At 69.5% G+C, this 16,356-nt stretch carries 11 protein-coding genes and 1 pseudogene; 9 read left to right on the forward strand and 3 right to left on the reverse strand.

Features of this window, described 5'->3' with window-relative positions; genetic code table 11:
- Positions 1-8: 8 nt before the first annotated feature.
- Both ABZX90_RS35800 and ABZX90_RS35805 read left to right on the forward strand, forming a co-directional pair.
- Complete coding sequence (locus tag ABZX90_RS35800; protein WP_355212053.1) at positions 9-650, forward strand: hypothetical protein; 642 nt, start codon at positions 9-11, stop codon at positions 648-650.
- Positions 651-1,178: 528 nt separating this feature from the next.
- Entirely contained in the window at positions 1,179-1,340 is a 162-nt protein-coding gene (locus ABZX90_RS35805; RefSeq protein WP_355212056.1) for a hypothetical protein, read from the forward strand.
- 58 nt (positions 1,341-1,398) lie between these two features.
- On the opposite strand, the gene ABZX90_RS35810 is transcribed toward ABZX90_RS35805, so the two are convergent.
- From ABZX90_RS35810 to ABZX90_RS35820, 3 genes are all read right to left on the reverse strand, one after another.
- On the reverse strand, positions 1,399-1,620 hold the full coding sequence (locus tag ABZX90_RS35810; protein WP_355212059.1) for a hypothetical protein: 222 nt from the start codon (positions 1,618-1,620) through the stop codon (positions 1,399-1,401).
- A gap of 241 nt (positions 1,621-1,861) precedes the next feature.
- On the reverse strand, positions 1,862-2,071 hold the full coding sequence (locus tag ABZX90_RS35815) for a hypothetical protein (RefSeq protein ID WP_351131465.1): 210 nt from the start codon (positions 2,069-2,071) through the stop codon (positions 1,862-1,864).
- Positions 2,072-2,842: 771 nt separating this feature from the next.
- Positions 2,843-3,655 carry a hypothetical protein gene (locus ABZX90_RS35820; protein WP_351131467.1) on the reverse strand — a complete coding sequence of 271 codons (813 nt, stop codon included), beginning with the start codon at positions 3,653-3,655 and terminating at the stop codon, positions 2,843-2,845.
- Between the two features lie 369 nt (positions 3,656-4,024).
- Between ABZX90_RS35820 and ABZX90_RS35825 the strand changes: the two genes are divergently transcribed.
- From ABZX90_RS35825 to ABZX90_RS35855, 7 genes and pseudogenes are all read left to right on the forward strand, one after another.
- Positions 4,025-4,648, forward strand: coding sequence for a hypothetical protein (locus tag ABZX90_RS35825; protein ID WP_351131469.1), 624 nt, complete (start codon positions 4,025-4,027; stop codon positions 4,646-4,648).
- Complete coding sequence (locus ABZX90_RS35830) at positions 4,645-5,643, forward strand: nucleotidyl transferase AbiEii/AbiGii toxin family protein (protein ID WP_351131471.1); 999 nt, start codon at positions 4,645-4,647, stop codon at positions 5,641-5,643. The genes ABZX90_RS35825 and ABZX90_RS35830 overlap by 4 nt, the downstream gene beginning before the upstream one ends.
- A gap of 361 nt (positions 5,644-6,004) precedes the next feature.
- Positions 6,005-6,202, forward strand: a pseudogene (locus ABZX90_RS35835) (hypothetical protein); the annotation flags it as partial.
- 277 nt (positions 6,203-6,479) lie between these two features.
- Positions 6,480-7,877, forward strand: a complete 1,398-nt coding sequence (locus ABZX90_RS35840) for a hypothetical protein (protein ID WP_355212064.1) — start codon at positions 6,480-6,482, stop codon at positions 7,875-7,877.
- A 39-nt stretch (positions 7,878-7,916) separates the two neighbouring features.
- Complete coding sequence (locus ABZX90_RS35845) at positions 7,917-8,912, forward strand: AAA family ATPase (RefSeq protein WP_351131475.1); 996 nt, start codon at positions 7,917-7,919, stop codon at positions 8,910-8,912.
- Positions 8,909-11,839, forward strand: coding sequence for an SAV_2336 N-terminal domain-related protein (locus ABZX90_RS35850; protein WP_355212068.1), 2,931 nt, complete (start codon positions 8,909-8,911; stop codon positions 11,837-11,839). The genes ABZX90_RS35845 and ABZX90_RS35850 overlap by 4 nt, the downstream gene beginning before the upstream one ends.
- Entirely contained in the window at positions 11,836-16,356 is a 4,521-nt protein-coding gene (locus ABZX90_RS35855) for an AAA family ATPase (protein ID WP_355212071.1), read from the forward strand. Before ABZX90_RS35850 ends, ABZX90_RS35855 begins: the two co-directional genes overlap by 4 nt.

The following is a 16,356-nucleotide window of genomic DNA, read 5'->3' on the forward strand; positions in this document are numbered from 1 at the left end:
CGCCCGATATGACGGGTGTACTGGCGGTCGCAGGCGGCACCGCATCCGGCAAGTCCACCCTTGCCGAAGCCCTGTCGCTGCAGTGTCCCGAAAGCGTGGCGCTGGTCCATCTGGACGACTACTACGTGCCCGCGCACGACCCCCTGAGGGGTGTGTGGACGGTCAGTGCCGACGGGCACGCCGTCCTCGACTGGAACCATCCGGGGTCGATCGACGAGACAGCGGTGGCACACGCCATCGACGCGGCGCTGCTGCGCCCCGGCGTGCTGCTGGTGGTGGTCGAGGGCCTGTTCGCGCTGTCACTGCCGTCCGTGGTCCGGCGGGCGGCGTGGCGGGTGTACGTCGACACCCCCGACGACATACGCCTGGCCCGCAAGATCCTCCGGAAGATCGAGATGCAGCGGCAGGACCCCCGACTGTCCCTGCGCAACTATCTGCAGACCGGCAGGGACCGCCACGCAGCCCACGTCACGCCCTCCCGGGCAGCGGCCGATCTGGTCGTGGACGGCACCGCGAGCGAGGCGGAGATGCTGACGGCCGTCATGCCGCTGATCGGGCCGGCCCTCACGCCGCCGCCCGCAGCGCCCTCGCGGGCACGGGCGGTGCGCGGGGTGACCCGTACCCACGGAGTCCCGGCGTTCGCCCTGTGACGTGCCCCGGGGCACCGGCCCCGGCGAGGGACGCCGCGTGATCACCCTTCCGGCAACACAGCCCAACCCCCGGCGGGCTCTCAGGCGCATCACGACCGATCCAGTTCACCTGCAGCCAGGCGAACCGCAGGGGCGACATAGCCCCCGGCAGAGGGCGAGCCGGTACCGGACGCGCCCCGGTCACAGGACTCCCGATGGGCCGCGAACTTCGCCGCCGCCCGCCAGTTCCACGCCCGCGAGGGCCGTCTAAAGGGTGTTGCACAAGGTCCTTCTCGGGCAGGTCAGAGTGGTGCTTGACCTGGTGTTTCACCCGGTGAGTCCTGGCCCAGAGGTCCGGGTAACGGCTCCTCGGTAGGCGGACCACGCCTCGGACGAGGCGCCCGAGAGCAACGAACGGGGGTCGAAGCCGGGCTGCGGGAAGCGCGTGTCGGCCTGCACGGTTGTGTCGCCGGGACGGCGGGAAACGCGGCCGGACGCCCATCACTTTCCTACAAGGAAGAAGACGGGCACGCTCGGGAGTCCTTCGGCGTGCCCGGGTATTTCATGTACGAGCTCCTTCGCGCCTCGCTGCCCGAATTCTTCGGCAGCCTCGGCGCCGCACTGGTCCTCACCGCCTCCGCCTGGAGTGCAGCACGCCTCCGCAGCCGCCGCACCCGCCCCCGACCGTCCGAGACGGACGAACAGCCGTAGTGCAGCTCCGTGGGCTCCGGGTCGTCGACCTGCCCCGGAGCCCACACCAAGGGGAGCTTCAGCGCGCGAGCCATACGGATACCGCGCCGGCTCCGGTGACCAGGGCGCCCATGAGCCTGTAAGGCGGCCGCTGCACGGTGATACGCAGCTCGGCGAACCGCAGCTCGAAGAACGGCTCCGGCTGCACGGACTGCGGATCGGTCCCGACCGTCGTGAGGAACGCCGGGTCCGCTGAGAGGGCATCGGAGCGATGTCCTTGGCGTGCGGTACGTTCGTTCATGGGTCTCCTGTCTCAGCCAAAGCGGTGGACCCGACGAAGGCGAGAGGGAGATCCAGTAGGCCGCGGCGGCTGTAGGAGGCAGGCCGCATCCGAAGGATCTCCCTTCGCCAGACGAAGGGTTGCCTTGAGGCCCTACGAATCTATGGCACCTGACTGACAAAGAGGACCGCCCACGGGTGCCAGTGCGCTCAACACCACGCAGCGCAGGGCGAATGAGGCGGCTAGGAGCGAAACCCACAGCTCAGCGGGCACCTGCGGCGCTAGGCCCGCCAGTACGGTCACCGTGCAATTCGGGCTCCTGGAGTCCGAACTGCAGCGTCGTACGACTCGTAATAGGCCAGCGCAGCACGTGCCCGAGGCCGAGTTCGCGATATGCAGGGTGGATCTCGTCGCCGATGACGAGGATGCACACGTCGCCGTCGCTGACGAAGACGTCCTCGACCTTCCGCACCAGGGGCTCTGACGCCCGCTCGATCGATGAACTCCACGGGGGACTTCAGGTCCTTTTAGAAGGCGTACTCGACGTTCGGGTTCTCCTTTGGACCTCGCCCCGATCAACGATGCTCTTGGCCCGCATCACGAAGTCGGTGACGGCAAAGAAGTGGCAGGGGACGCCGTCCCCCTCACATCTGCACCCTCCCGTCTCGCAGTCAGACGGGATCCGGATGCGGGGGCTCCGCGAACCGCGTCAGCTTCCACGCGGCCCCAGCGCCCTGCCGCACCCGCCTGCGCCCGCCCTCCCGTACGCGCGGGGCAGGCGGCCCGGGACGCCTGCCCCGCGCGGCGCACCCGGTCCGGCAGCCGCCGACGGCGCGGCGCCTCCGAGGTGCCGTGCGCACGAAAGCCCCGCCCTGGAGCTGATCCAGGACGGGGCCGAAGAGAAAAGGTGTGGCCGTGAAGGGCGGTCGCCTACGCGGCGGAAGGCTCCATGAGGCTTCAGCCGAACGATCTTCCTCATGGGCTAGAGGTGAGGCCCGGGGACACTGTCCCCTTCACAACCACGCCCTGCACAACACAGACCAGCCCGCAGTCATTCCCGCGCCCGGCAGGACCCGGGACTCGCATCCGCGGCAGAACCGACGGGATGCTGCACCGGGTGAGGGCAGGAGCGCAGACCGGCGCACGATGCCACCAACGCCGGGGAGAGCGGCACCGGCCACCCCAGCGCGTCGCCGGAGGGCACAAAGGTGCCCGCCCCGCAGCTGCCGGCGTCCGTTGAGTGTCAGTCAGTCCCACCGCACGACGCCGCCGGCCGCGTCACCGGATCACCCGTTGTCTGCTTCTCCCAGATGATCTCTTCGGACGGAGCAGTGATGCGACGCCAGATCTCAGTGTCGAACGGAGCGAACTGGCCCTGACCCCAGCGCAACCACGAGCGTCCATCGCGGTCCACGAAGTAGGCGAACGCGAACTGGTCAAAGTGCAGCCGGGAGCCGGGCGGTGGCAAAAACACTTTCGCCTTCGGTGACCCCCAGTCGCGGCCTGCCTGCTTCGACGAGAAGACCAGTTCCGTACAGGGCGCGAGCCGAGCCGTGTTCACCACGAGATAAGCGTTGGCGGGACCTGATACCGCCAGGGCACGAGCAGAGCCACCCCCACCGACCCGGATGAGGTAGGCCGCCTGCATGAAGGGCACGGGGTCCGGCGAGCGGTTCAGGATATGCAGTCTCCAACTCGTATCGTCGGTGTCGTCGGCCCGGTCCACCCACAGGGACACAGCCATCGCCTGCGCACGTTCCTCCTTCTCCTGGTCCTCCTGCGACTGGCGAAGCTGGTCCTTCGCTGTCTGCTGACTCCAGAACGTCGTGACGGCTTGCGCCCACAGCCCCCCGATAGCAGCCACCGCCGCAAGAGCCGTGGCGCCCACGGTGATGAAGTGCGACCACCTGGCGCGCCGCACACGGCTCCAGACTCTCCGCGCCCGGGACGGATCTGCTGCGGGTGCCGGCCCGCCGTCAGGCGCGGGCTCGGCATCGGGTTCCGGTGCCGGCTCAGACTCCGGCGTCGGGTCCCGGTCCGGGTCCGGGTCCGGCACGGGCAGTTCCTCCTGGACCCGGGCCCGTACACGGGCCGGCGCGGTGCGCCGCCTGGCCAGCCGTAACCTGACATGCCTCTGCGGCCCCTCCGTCATCCGCCCCCCAAATCTGGACTTCCCAGACAAGGACGCCGACGAAGTCCATCTGGATCCCAGCGGACGAGTGTCAACCCTCGAGGCAATCAGGTGCACACGCGCACACCGCCTGGAACCAGTCCCGCGTGAGCACGGGATACCACGTCGCGCTTTCGGCGACGCGCTGGCAGCGCCAGAGCAAGGCGCGACAGGCTCGCCCAGGAACAGTTCGACGCGCTGCGGGAGCTGGGGGTCGAATGGGCGTGGGTGGCCGTGGTCTGGCAGGATCCGCGGGTGTCCGCTTCCCTGTACGAATCGCATGTGACGGTCCGCTGTGCCGACCCCGACGAGTGGGTGCGGCTGCAGCGGTGGGCGGCCTCGGGTGGTCTGAAGCTGACACATATCGTGCTGGCGCGCGGCCGGATGCGTGATCAGCCCATGCTCACACTGTCCGGTTCCTCGTCGTACGTTGAGCAGGCCGAGCGAGTACGGGACGTCGTGGCGGGGCTTCGTGCGGACGGCTTCGAGCCGGTACGGGTGAAGACCGAGTCCACGCCGTGGGCCGCGGAGGTACCGGCTCGGCTCGGCGGAGACGACGAACGGTACTTCGAGCATCACGTGAAGCTGCTGCTCGACGCGGACACGGACCTGGCCGCGCTCGCGGCCCGGGTGGTGCCGCACGGCGCCCATCTGTCGTGGAACGCCTTGCGGGTGCGGGCCGGCGCGCGGCACGAGCGGTTCGTGACGCAGCGGTGCCGAGAGGTGGGCGCCGACGGGGCGGGGCGGGCGCTGGAGCAGTTGCTGAGGGAGCTGGGCGGGTTCGTGGTACTGGGCGTGGAGCGGGAGTTCGTGCTCGATGACAGTGACCTGTCCGTGGACGACGGTTGGATCGCGGAGCCTGTGGGGGTACGGAGATGAGTGGGACGGCGTGGGACGGGTTCGGCTGGCGGAGCACCGAGTTGCCCCGGGAACCGCTGGACGAGGTCACCCGCAGTGCGCAGGACCTGCCGAAGACACTGCAGTGGGTGGCAGGGGACGACGTGGTGCAGCGTCCCGTCTTCGACCCGTCGCTGAAGCACCACGAGAAGGCCTACCGCGCGACCGACCCGCGTTTCGGAGATCCGGCGCGGGGCGAGACGTGGCGGGCGGCCCGGCGCCGGGCCCTGCACCTGGTGCTGGACGCGATCGCCGCGTCGCAGTGGGTGGACGCACTGGTGCTGCGGGGCAGCGTGCTGATGTCGGTGTGGTTCCCGGACGCCGCCCGCGAGCCCGGTGACCTGGACTTCGTCGTCGTCCCCGACACCTGGCGGATCGACGAGGACCGTACGGACCACATGCTGCGCGGGATCGCCGCGGCCGCGCAGACGCTGGCCGAAGCGCGCGGACGCGAGGTCGGGATCTCGGCGCAGGGTGCGGTGGTCGAGGACATCTGGACCTACGACCGGGTACCGGGCCGCCGCATGGTCGTGCCGTGGGTCTCGCCCGGGCTGCCGGGCGGCCATGTCCAGCTCGACTTCGTATTCAACGAGCGGCTGCCCGAAGCGCCCCGGCCGGCAGAGCTGCCGGGCGGCACGGTCGTGCAGGCGGCCACGCCTGAACTGTCTCTGGCCTGGAAGTTGATGTGGCTGATCAACGACATGCACGCCCAGGGCAAGGATCTGTACGACGCCGTGCTGCTGGCCGAGCGGCATCCTCTCCGCTACGAGCTACTGCACGAGGTGTTCCGGCTGTCGGGCGAGTGGCCATATCCGTACCGCGAGCGGATCCTCCTCGAGGACGTGGCCGAGGCGGTCGGGTACGTGGAGTGGGACCACTTCGTCACCGAGTACCCGCAATTCAGGGATGCCGAGCGGGAGTACGCGGACCGGCTGGTGCAGGCTGTGACGAAAACGTTCAAGGGGACCGCCGGCTGATCCGGGCTGGGTGAAAGGTCTGAGGCGCGGGAACAGCGATGACGGACTCGGTGCGTGGGGCTTCCGAGGGCAAAGCCGCGCTCACGGCGCAGATGGGACAGGAACTGGTCCGCATTCACGTTCTGCACCCCCCTCAAGCGGCAGCCCGTGAACCGGGCGAACGCGAACAGCACGGCCCGATCCCCCGCCGGTGAACGGTCCCAGATCCCCGCTCCCGCCCCGGCCAGCAGGAACCGGTCCACCAGTTCCTGCTCGAACCCCCGCCTCCCCCACCGGGCCCCCGTGGTCGGACACCACTCGCAACACCACACCCCCGCCCCGGCACACCGGCACCCACCTCCTGGATACAGGCGGCCAGCCCTACGAGCAGGTCATCAAGCTGGAGCAGGAGCGGCTCGTCCACCAGGCCCGGCTCCACTCCCGCTTCGGCCGCGCCTGGCGCCGCAAGGCCCCCGTCGAATCACTGATGCCGCTACGGCCTGGCCCGCTGCGGCGTCCCCCTCGCGGGGACGGCCCCGGCGGGTCTGGCTGCGGCAGCATCGAACCCGCACTGCTGCCCCGGCACCCACGCGTTGGCGGGGATCCGGCACAGGCGCGGGGTGAGGCCAAACTGGTTCATCAGGTCGGTGAAGACCTCCTGCGCACTCTCGCGGAGGAATCGTCGACGGCGGTGGGGGTGGCCTCGGCGAAACTGTCGAACCACCACGGAAGTTGACTTGGCTCCCTAGAATTAGGAGCTATTCCAACTCCTGGAGGCACAGCATGGTGGCAGTCGGCACGGCTTGCGGACCGCTTACCTGATGCAGGAGCCGGACGCGAGAGGGGCACTCGGTGGAGTGGCTGAGCTCGTCGATGTTCTGCTCGGCCTGCCTGAATTCCTTGATCACCCCACGCGTACGGTGATCGTTGGCGAACTGGGTCCGCAGATCTCGGCGCAGATACCGCGTCACGTCTCTGTACGGCCGGATGCCTTCGCGATCGTTCGGACATGTCTGCGTATTCCCGGCGGGCTCGCAACGCTGGTCGACGTGCTCACGTTGTTCTGCGGCGACGCCCATACGCTGACGCGTTTGCGACAGCTAGTCGAAGGTCTCTCCCTCCCCCAGGAGTTGCAGGAGGGCGAACGACGCGACCTGGTGGCCATCCTGGGTTCGGTGCCGGGTAGGCCCTGGCTCGCGGCTTACCTTGGGGCGGCCAGCCCGGTCGTCGAACGCCTGCCAGACGATCCGGGCGAGGCTGTCGCCGTATTGGAGGATCTGCCGGCACCACGGGGCGGCGAGCCACGTGTGCTGCGATTCACCAAGGCACTGGTGAAGGGCCGCCACGTGCCGGAGCGTCTGCGGGATGAGGTACGCGGGTGGAGTACTCGGTTCGCTCACCGCCTCAGGCTGCCCCTGCCGGACCACGAGCCCGTCAGACCCACTGATGAAGACGCCCTTCTCGTATTGAGCCTTCAGCCCTATCTGCCTCGCGGCGACTCCTGTCTGCTGTCAGCCTGGCTGGGGTACGGCAAAGACGGGTGGCTGCCGCTGGTCCAGGAGGACGAGCCGCGGCCGCTGTCCCAAGTGCCGCCCATGATGAACGAGTTCATGGCAGTCGTCAGGGACTACACGGGCGGCCGACCACCCAAGCGCGTCGAGTTCCTGCTGCCGCGGTTCCTGCTCGGCCTGCCCGTGGACCAATGGGTGACAAACGAAAAGCCCTCTGCAGGAGGCCCTCCGGAGCCCGCTCTCGGTGTGAATTGCTCCGTCGTCGTCCGCGATCTCGAACGCGCCAATGACCCGCCCGCCCACCGCGAATGGACGCGGCGCTGGGATGCTTACACCGCTGGCAGCGCGCTGCCGGAGCACGAGGTGTTGTGGCTCGGTCCCGATCACCGACCGGTGCAGTACGGCCCCCCTGCCGTCCCCAAGTCCGTCTGTGCGGTGGTCCTTGAGCACTCGTCCCTCACCGTCACGACGGATGCGCTTGCCACTGCACTCGACGCGGGTGTGCCGGTGGTGCTTTGGGACCGGCGGACAGGACCGACCGACCATTCACCGCGCGGCGATTTCCGCTGGACCATGCGGGAACTGATGCACGGGGGTAGATCCGAGCAACTGCCAGAACGAGTGCGATCGTTGCGGGCGGAAGCGCTACGGTCAGCGGACATGGGCTGGGGGCGCCACATTGCGCTCCTTTGGGACGATCCGACCCGCACCATCGGAGGGGGAGGCGCACTGCGATGGCCGTAGTACCCGACGGCGACAGCGGGATGGGAGGGACAGGACGACGTGCAGGAATTGCGTATCTACGAGGGCCACGGCGAGCCTCACGAGGGAATTAGGCGGCTACCCGCTCCGCCACCATGGCGCGACATGACCAAAAAGCAGGACGACCGCGCGAGTGGCCGTTCACTCTCGCGGGCTCGCGTCTATCAGTCTGACCCGCACACGGTCGACGCCGTCAACGCGGCGCTGCTACTGCGCCGTCCCCTGCTGGTCACCGGTCGGCCGGGAGCAGGCAAGTCCACCCTCGCCCATCACGTGGCCCATGAACTCGGTCTGGGCCGGGTGCTCGTCTGGCCGGTTACCAGCCGCACGACGCTCAAAGACGGCCTGTACACCTACGACGCGATCGGGCGCCTGCGGGAGGCCGGCCGTATGGCAGCCGCGCATACTCGGCCGGAGGGCGAGCTGGTGCCGCACGCCGAGGAGGTCTCCGATATCGGGGTCTATCTTCGGCTGGGGCCGCTCGGCACGGCGTTGCTGCCCTCGCACCAGCCGCGGGTGCTGCTCGTCGATGAACTGGACAAGAGTGACATCGATCTGCCTAACGACTTACTCCACGTCTTCGAAGAAGGGGAGTTCGAGATCCCCGAACTCGTGCGTCTGACCAAGGAGCGCACCGTAGACGTCATGACCCATGATCCCGGTGTGGTCGCGACCGTCGCTCGAGGGCTGGTGCAGTGCACCGAGTTTCCGTTGGTGGTCATCACAAGCAACGGTGAGCGCGAGTTCCCTGCCGCGTTCCTGCGCCGCTGTGTCCAGTTGGATCTGCCCGAACCGGACGCTGAGAAGCTCACTCGTATCGTCGAGGCGCATCTGGGGCACCACGCCACCGTCCGCGCCCAGGATCTCATCGAGACGTTCCTTCGCAACCGTGCCGAAGGGCTGCTCTCGACCGACCAGCTTCTCAACGCCATCTTTCTCTCCCTCGGCGACGGAGTCCCCGCAAGGCGCGAGGAGCTGGTGCGGTTGCTGCTCAGGCCCCTCGGTCCAGGCACGTGATCAGGGAGCTAGCCGAACTGTTGCGGCTTGTCGGGGAGGCTCCCGAGGCCGAGCAGCTGGCAGACGCACTGTGGCTGGCGGAGCGCCTAGGACCGTCGGCCTCCTCGGCAGGACCTGCCGGCAGTCTTGTCACCGTGGCGAGGCCGGACGGCACGCCGGGGACAGTGGAGCAACTGCCGTTGGAGATCCCAGCATCAGCGGCTTCGGTCGCGGCGCCGGAAGAGCGGGTGATCGGTAGAGGGTCGGAATCCCGGATGGCGTTCTATCTGCCCGAGGCGCGACCTGCACCGGGAGGCGCCGGGGGTGAACGGATACGGCTGCTGGCCCCGGCGGCCCTGCCGCAGCGTTTGGCACTCGCCCGCTCGCTGCGCCCGCTGACCCGCAGGGTCCCCTCGTGGGACATGACCGTGTTGGACGAGGAGGCCACGGTGGAGGGCATCGTCGACACCGCCCAGTGGTCCCCCGTGCTGCGTCCGGCACCCAGCCGCTGGCTGGACCTGGTGGTGGTCGTGGACGACTCGGTATCTATGGCGGTCTGGGGCGACACTGTCAAGGAGTTCCTGTCCATACTGGGCAGCGTCGGAGCGTTTCGGTCCGTGCAGCACTGGCTGCTGCCCACCGAGGAGATCCCCTCTCATGGCATCGTGCTGCGCCCTCCCACCGCAAGGCCCGGCGAGCGTCTCCTGGACCGCAGCCCTCTGGGGATCGTTGACCCCACCGGGCGGCGCATCGTGCTGGTGGCTTCCGACTACGTGAGCCCCTCATGGGCGGACGGTACGCTGGACCGCCTCCTGCACACCTGGGGCCAGTACGGCCCGGTCGCGCTCGTACAGCTGCTGCCGCGTCGCATGTGGAAACGGAGCGCGCTGAGCGTCCACGAAGTAAAGCTTCGCTCTGGAATGCCCGGCGCTCCCAACACTCGCTTGGTCGTCACCCCTTTGGAAGGCAACCCGTCCGCCAGACACCGGTTCGCGGCGAGCGCCATGGCCGTACCGGTGCTAGAGCTCGACCCGCGCTGGCTCGGACCGTGGGCCGCCTTGGTCAGTGGGGAGACCTCCGCGTGGGACACGCTCGCAACCATGGTCCCGGCGTCCCCCGCCGCTGGAGCGTCGGGTCCACCACCCCCGACTGCCCGCATGACGGCGTCCCCCGATGACCTGGTCCGGGACTTCACCCAGCACGCCAGCCCGATGGCAATCCGGCTTGCGTCACATCTGGCAGCCGTGCCGCTGAGCCTGCCGGTGATGCGGCTGGTGCAACAGGCGGTGTGTGGAAACAGCCGACCGTCCGTGCTTACTGAGATCCTTTTCACTGGTCTGGTCACCCGCGCCGACCAGGACCTCACAGACACCCCCGCCGACGAAATACTCTCCGTTTCGTTCGACTTTTGTCCCGGTGTTCGCCAGGTTCTGCTGGACGGAGCGCGACAGTCCCAGATCCTGCACACGCTGTCCTGCGTCACGGAGTGGCTGTTCGGCCGCCTTCAACGCTCTGGCACCCCCACCACTGACTTCACGGCCCTGCTGGACGGCGAGGCGACCGCGGTCGATGCCGCCCGCTCGATACGCCCCTTCGCTATCGTCACCGCACAGGCTCTGCGCCACTTGAGCGAACGCTACGAAGGGCTGGCCCGGCAGTTGGAGGAGTCAGCCCCGCTCGGGGCGAGCTGTCCCTCTCCTGTTAGCACGGTGCCGGCACAAGCGGAGCCCCTTTCCGTCAACGGCACGGTGCCCCCGGTAGGCGTGCTGCTGGACCGGGACGAGCTGCTGGCGGAGATACACGCGGGCGCGTTCGGCGGGCGCAGCGCAGGCCTGGTACTGACGGCCCGCGAGGGCGGCGGCGCCACCTCGACGGCCGCCCGGTACGTGGCGATGTACGGCCATGCCTACGATCACGTGGCTTGGGTGACGGCGGAACGGCCCTCCGCCGGACGCGAACTGCCCGCCCTGCTGCGGGCCACCGGCGGCCGGTCCACCGCGACTTGGCTGCTGGTAGTCGACGACGCCCGGCCGGAGGACCTTCCCGCATCGCTACCCGACGGGCCTGGCACCGTACTGGTCACTTCCGCCGACGGCGGCTGGCCGAACGGGTTCGTGTCTCGCTCCGTCCCCTCATTCAAGCGGGCCACCAGCATCCGCTTCCTGCTTGACCGGGTGCGCGGGCTCACTGCTCCGGTCGCGCTGCGAATCGCGGCCAGGCTCGACGACGTGCCTCTGGCGCTGGCAATCGCGGCACGTCTGCTGCTCAGGTTGGCGCCTGATGCCCTGCTCACCGCGCTCGGCGCGGACCCGGAACCCAGAGCGCAGCCCGCTGCCCCTCTCGATGACCCCGTGGCCAAGGTGTGCGCGCTCGCTCAGGACCATGCGGTGCGAGAGTGCCCGGCAGCCGCGCCTCTGCTGGACTTGTGCGCGGTGCTGGCCGGGGGTCCTGTACCAACTAGATTCCTCGCGCAGGCATTGCCGCGGACATACGACGTGGCGATGGCCGCCCTCGCAGACGCCGCGCTGGTCACGGCCACCGATGACGGGATGACCGTGTTCATCGCGCCTGCGGTGCAGCGGGTGCGCCGGGAGCACATGGCGATGGCGGAGGTGGTCGCCGCGCAGCGACTGGCACGGGCCACGTTCGTTACCTGGCGCACCGCCGTCGCCACGCCCGTCGGGGACGGCAGCGGCATCCTCGACCTGACTCGGCATCTGGAGCCCATGGGCGCCCTCGGTGATGCTGATCCGGCCGTGCGAGAGGCTGTGCGCGAGCAGGTGAGGCTCCTCGCTGAATACGGTGACATCGAAGGGGCTCTCGCTTGGGGCAAGTTGGCCCTGGAGCGGCTCGAGGAGCAGGTCGGCACGGATAGCACCGAGCTTTCCCAGCTCCTGTCCCAGATGACGTCGGATGCCGCGGGGGACAAGAAACAGCAGGGCCCATGACTGCCACCCGCGGGACGAGCCCCCCAGTGGACCCGGCTCCGCCCGAACCGTCGGCCGATGGGCCGGTGCGCAGCGCGCTGAGCGTGGGGGTGACTTGGTTCGCGCCCGACGGGGAGTTCGGCCTTGATGACGAGGGCCCCGATCCTCTGCTGTTCGCCGTGGAGCGGGTGACCGCGGTGGCCTCGGCGCTGCAATTGCCCTGCTTTGGCTACCGATGCGAGCAGCTGGACCCCGAGGACGGGGCGGCCGGCCCAACGGCCGAGGCCCTCGGCGACGCCGTGCACCAACTGCTCTCCGCGACCGGACCGGACGACGTCCTCGTCATCCATGTTGTCAGCCACGGGGTAGTCAGACCCACCGGCCTGTACGTCTTGGGGTGCGACAGCACCCACACTGCGGGTACGTCGGTGGGAGGTTGGCTGTCCGCGGTGGAGGACTTCCCCGGCCGACCGCTGGTGTTGTTCTTGCTGGACCTTTGCCACTCTGGGGCCGCCGCCCGTCTGGAGTGGCAGCTGCGCCGGATGCTCGATGGCTCCAACCGCGCGTGGGTAATGGCCGCTGCGGCCGAGGCGGAAATGGCGGTGGACGGCCGCTTCAGCGAAGCCGTGGCCGAGGTCCTGAACGCACTGGCAGAGCGAAGACTGCAATTCGATCCACGCAGCCCGCACATCGGATTCCACTGGTTCGCCGACGAAGTGCGCAAGCAGCTGGAGAAGACCACCGAGGCGCGCGGTGGTCTCGCCCAGCGCATCACCGTCAGCGCCCTCGACACCGTAGGTCCCGACCTACCGTTCCTACCCAACCCCAGCTACCGCGCGGCGGCCGTGCGGCCGGTCCCCCTCCCCGCCACGCCAGGGGTGTCTGCCTCGCTGCTCGACGATGTCGCTGACCCCGACCACTTCCGCCGCCACGCCCAGGGCGGCGCAGGCTTTCCGGCCGGACCGGCTGACTGGCAGGGGCTGTTCACCGGACGCGCGGCGGAGGTCGAACGGATAGCAGACTGGCTCGGGGGCGGAACCGGCCTGAGCCGGCTGATGGTGGTTACCGGCAGTCCGGGCGCGGGTAAGTCTGCGCTCTTGGGCGTGCTGTTGTGCGCGTCCCATCCCGAACTTCGGGAAGACACCCGTACGTTGTGGCAGCCTCTCGGCCGCGAGGTGACCGCTCGGTCGGCGCCGCTGCCCGTCCATGCCCGTCAGCGCACGCTCGCCGAGGTGGTGCGGTCCCTGGTGCACCGCACCGGCGCTCACGATCCGGGGTGGGCCGGCTCCTCGGACGCCCCAGAGACGGACCCGCGGCGGCTGATCGAGGCGCTCAGCCGCCGCACCGACCCGCCGCCCGTCGTCGTGCTGGACGCGCTTGATGAGGCTCGCGACCCAGTGGAACTGGTCCGCGACCTGCTCCAGCCCCTGACCACCCTGGACCGACCCGACGGGCTACCACTGTGCCGAGTACTGCTGGCGGCCCGCGAGGAGGATCCCTTTCTGCCACTGATCTCCGACGCGCGGACCGCCGGGGACCTAATCGACCTCGACGCGATCGGACACGAGACGCTAGAAGCGGACCTGCGGGCGTACGTCGAACGGCTCATGGGACCGGAACGGAGCGAGCATGTAGCGGAATTCGCCGCCGCCACCGCACGCGCCCTGGCCGATCCGGAGCCCTCACCCGCCACCGGCCCACACCTCATCGCCGCCCTCTACACGTCCTACGTTCTCCAGGAGGGTGTGGCACCCGCCCTGGACGCCCCCGAGGCAGCACGCCAACTTGGCGAACAGGTCCCCCGAGACCTGCCTGGCCTGTTGGATCTCCAGTTCGCCGGTGACCACGCCCACCATCTGCTGCGTCCAGTCCTCACAGCCCTCGCTTTCGCTCAGGGCGACGGCCTGCCGGTAGCACTCGTGGCCGCGATCGCCGACGCCTTCGACAGCCCGAGCGAAGTGTCGAAGACTGCCGAACCCGATGCACCGGACGACACCGACACGCCCGATCCGGCAGCACGTGCCCTCGAAGACCACACCGCAGAAGTCGTGCACCTCCTCGACGAACTCCGCGCTTTCCTCCGTACCGTGCCCGACGACCGCGGTACCGCCCTGTACCGCCTGTTGCACCAGAGCATCGCAGACGAGTTGCGTGACCAGGCCACGCCCGGCCCTCGCCCGGCACCGGGTACAACGGCCGAGCAGGCGGTATACGGGGCCCTCCTGGGAACCCTGCGCGGATCGGGTGCCGCAGCGGGCCTGCGTTGGGCCGGACTCGACGACTATCTGCGCCATCACCTCGCCCAACACGCCGTCGACGCGGGCTGCTTCGACGCCCTGTGCGCCGATCCCGGCTTCCTGGTCCATGCCGACCCCGACCGACTCGATCCCGAACTGGGCCATGCAGCATCAGAGTCGGCTCGCAGCGCCGCCACTGTCTACCGCACCAGCGCGCACGTCCACCGCATGACGTCTGACGAGGGCCGTCGGCACATCCTGGCCATCGACGCCGTACGGCAGGGCGCCCGCACCCTCGCCGACCGGTTGGCCCGACCAGGCCCTGGGCAGGGCAGCCCGATGGCGTGGCCGCCACAGTGGGCCACCGCCAGCAGGATTAGCGCGGCGCATGCCTTCACCCTGCCCCTGCCCGAGGACCGGGTGACGGCACTCGCCGCCCCGGCATCTGGACCGTCCGACGTAGTAACCGGCACACGGGACGGGCGCCTGCGGGTGTGGGACGCCCGGCACGGCCGAGTACGCGGTTCGGTCGATCCTGGCCGAGGCGAGATCCGGTCGCTGGCCTGTACGGAACGCGCCGGCCGGCCTGTGGTACTGGTGGTGGCAGCAGACGGAGTCCCGGAGGTGCGTGCCCTGCCCGCACTAGAGCCACTGCGGACGGCTGCTCCACTGTTTCCCGGCGCGCGCGGGGTGCGAGCTCTCGCCTGCATCGACGTGGTGGGGCGGGCGATGGCCGTGACGGCGGACGCGGATGGGCACCTGCTGTTGTGGGACCTCATGGGCGAACTGCCCGTCGAGAAGCTGCGCACCGATCTGGGCCGGACCACCGCTCTGGTCTGTGTGTCTGGCGACGACGGACCGCTCGTGGCGGTGGCCGATGACGAGGGGACGGTCCGCTTCTGCGCACCGCTCGGCGAGACGGCCGGTCCAGATCTGCGCCACCCGTGCAGCGTGACCGCCCTCGCCCTTGCCGTCGTAGGAGACCGCTTGTGCGTGGTGACCGGCGGCGAGGACGGCCACGTGCGCCTCTGGGACGCCACCTCTCATGCTCTGCTGATGACTTCGGCCACCGCGCACGACGGCCCCGTCTACGCTCTCTCCCACGTGGACGGCTCTCAGGACGGACTGCAGGCACCAGATGGTGAGGAGGACTCAGGGCCACGTCTGCTGAGCGGCAGCAGTGATGGCACGATCCGGATCTGGGATCCTGCGCGTGGGACGGAACAGGGCCGATTCGTCGGGCACATGGGCGCGGTGACCGCCCTCGCCCGCCCCCCTGCAACGCCGCCCGTCCTGGTCTCGGCCGGCTTGGACCCGGCATTGCGGGTGTGGCATCTACCGCCCGGTCGGCCTCGTACTGCCCCCGAGCCCGGACACACCTCGTGGGTCACCGCCCTCGCCTACGCCGAACTCGACGAGCGCACCGTGCTCGTCTCGGCCGGTGCCGACGGCATGCTGCACCGCTGGGACCTGGCAGAGGGCACGCCGTACGGCCCGTCGGTCCAGACCAGGCACGCCGGAGCGACAGCCGGACGGCCGGTGTCTGTGCATGACTTGGTGGTCATCGGCGGGCAGGAGCGCCCCGTGGTCGTCACCGCAGGCGCCGACGGCCTGTCGCGGGTTTGGGATCTGCGCGAGGGCACTCCGTACGGGCCCGCATTCAGTCCCGCCACTGCGCCGGTTCAGGCACTGGCGGCCTCGTCCCTTGAAGGGCGGCCGGTGTTGGTGTCAGCTGGCACCGACGGTTTGCTGCACCTGTGGGACGTGGAAAGCCGCTCCCGCAGGGGCCTGCCGATCGCCGGACACACCGGCGGGGTCAACGCACTGGCCTGCATGAATCTGGACGCCCGGCCAACCGTGCTGTCCTGCGGCGACGACGGGACTCTGCGCCTGTGGGACCTGGCGACGGGGCTGCCGCTCCTTCCGCCCGTGCAGGCTCATCAGGGCTGGGCCACCGCGCTAGCCTGCACAACGACGGACGACGGCGTTCCGCTCGCCGTCACCGGGGGCCAGGACGGCACCCTTCGGCTCTGGGACCTATCGGGCACTCCGCGGATACGACCGTGCGGGGAAACCCTGCCCATCGCCGGCGGGGTCAACGCGGTCGCGTGCGGCGCGGGGCCCGAGGGTCCGTTGGTGGTTGCCGCAGACGACGGTGCCGTCCGTGTCTGGAACCCGTTTCTGGAAAGCGCTGTTGCCAGCTTGGGCGTGCCCGGCGCAGTGCAGTCGCTGCTGGTGTGCGACGACCGGATCATCCTGGGATGCGAATGGGAGATCGTCGTCCTGCGCCGCGCCGACTGA

This window comes from Streptomyces sp. NPDC002935, from assembly GCF_040611295.1.
In the GTDB taxonomy this organism is placed as follows: Bacteria; Actinomycetota; Actinomycetes; order Streptomycetales; family Streptomycetaceae; genus Streptomyces.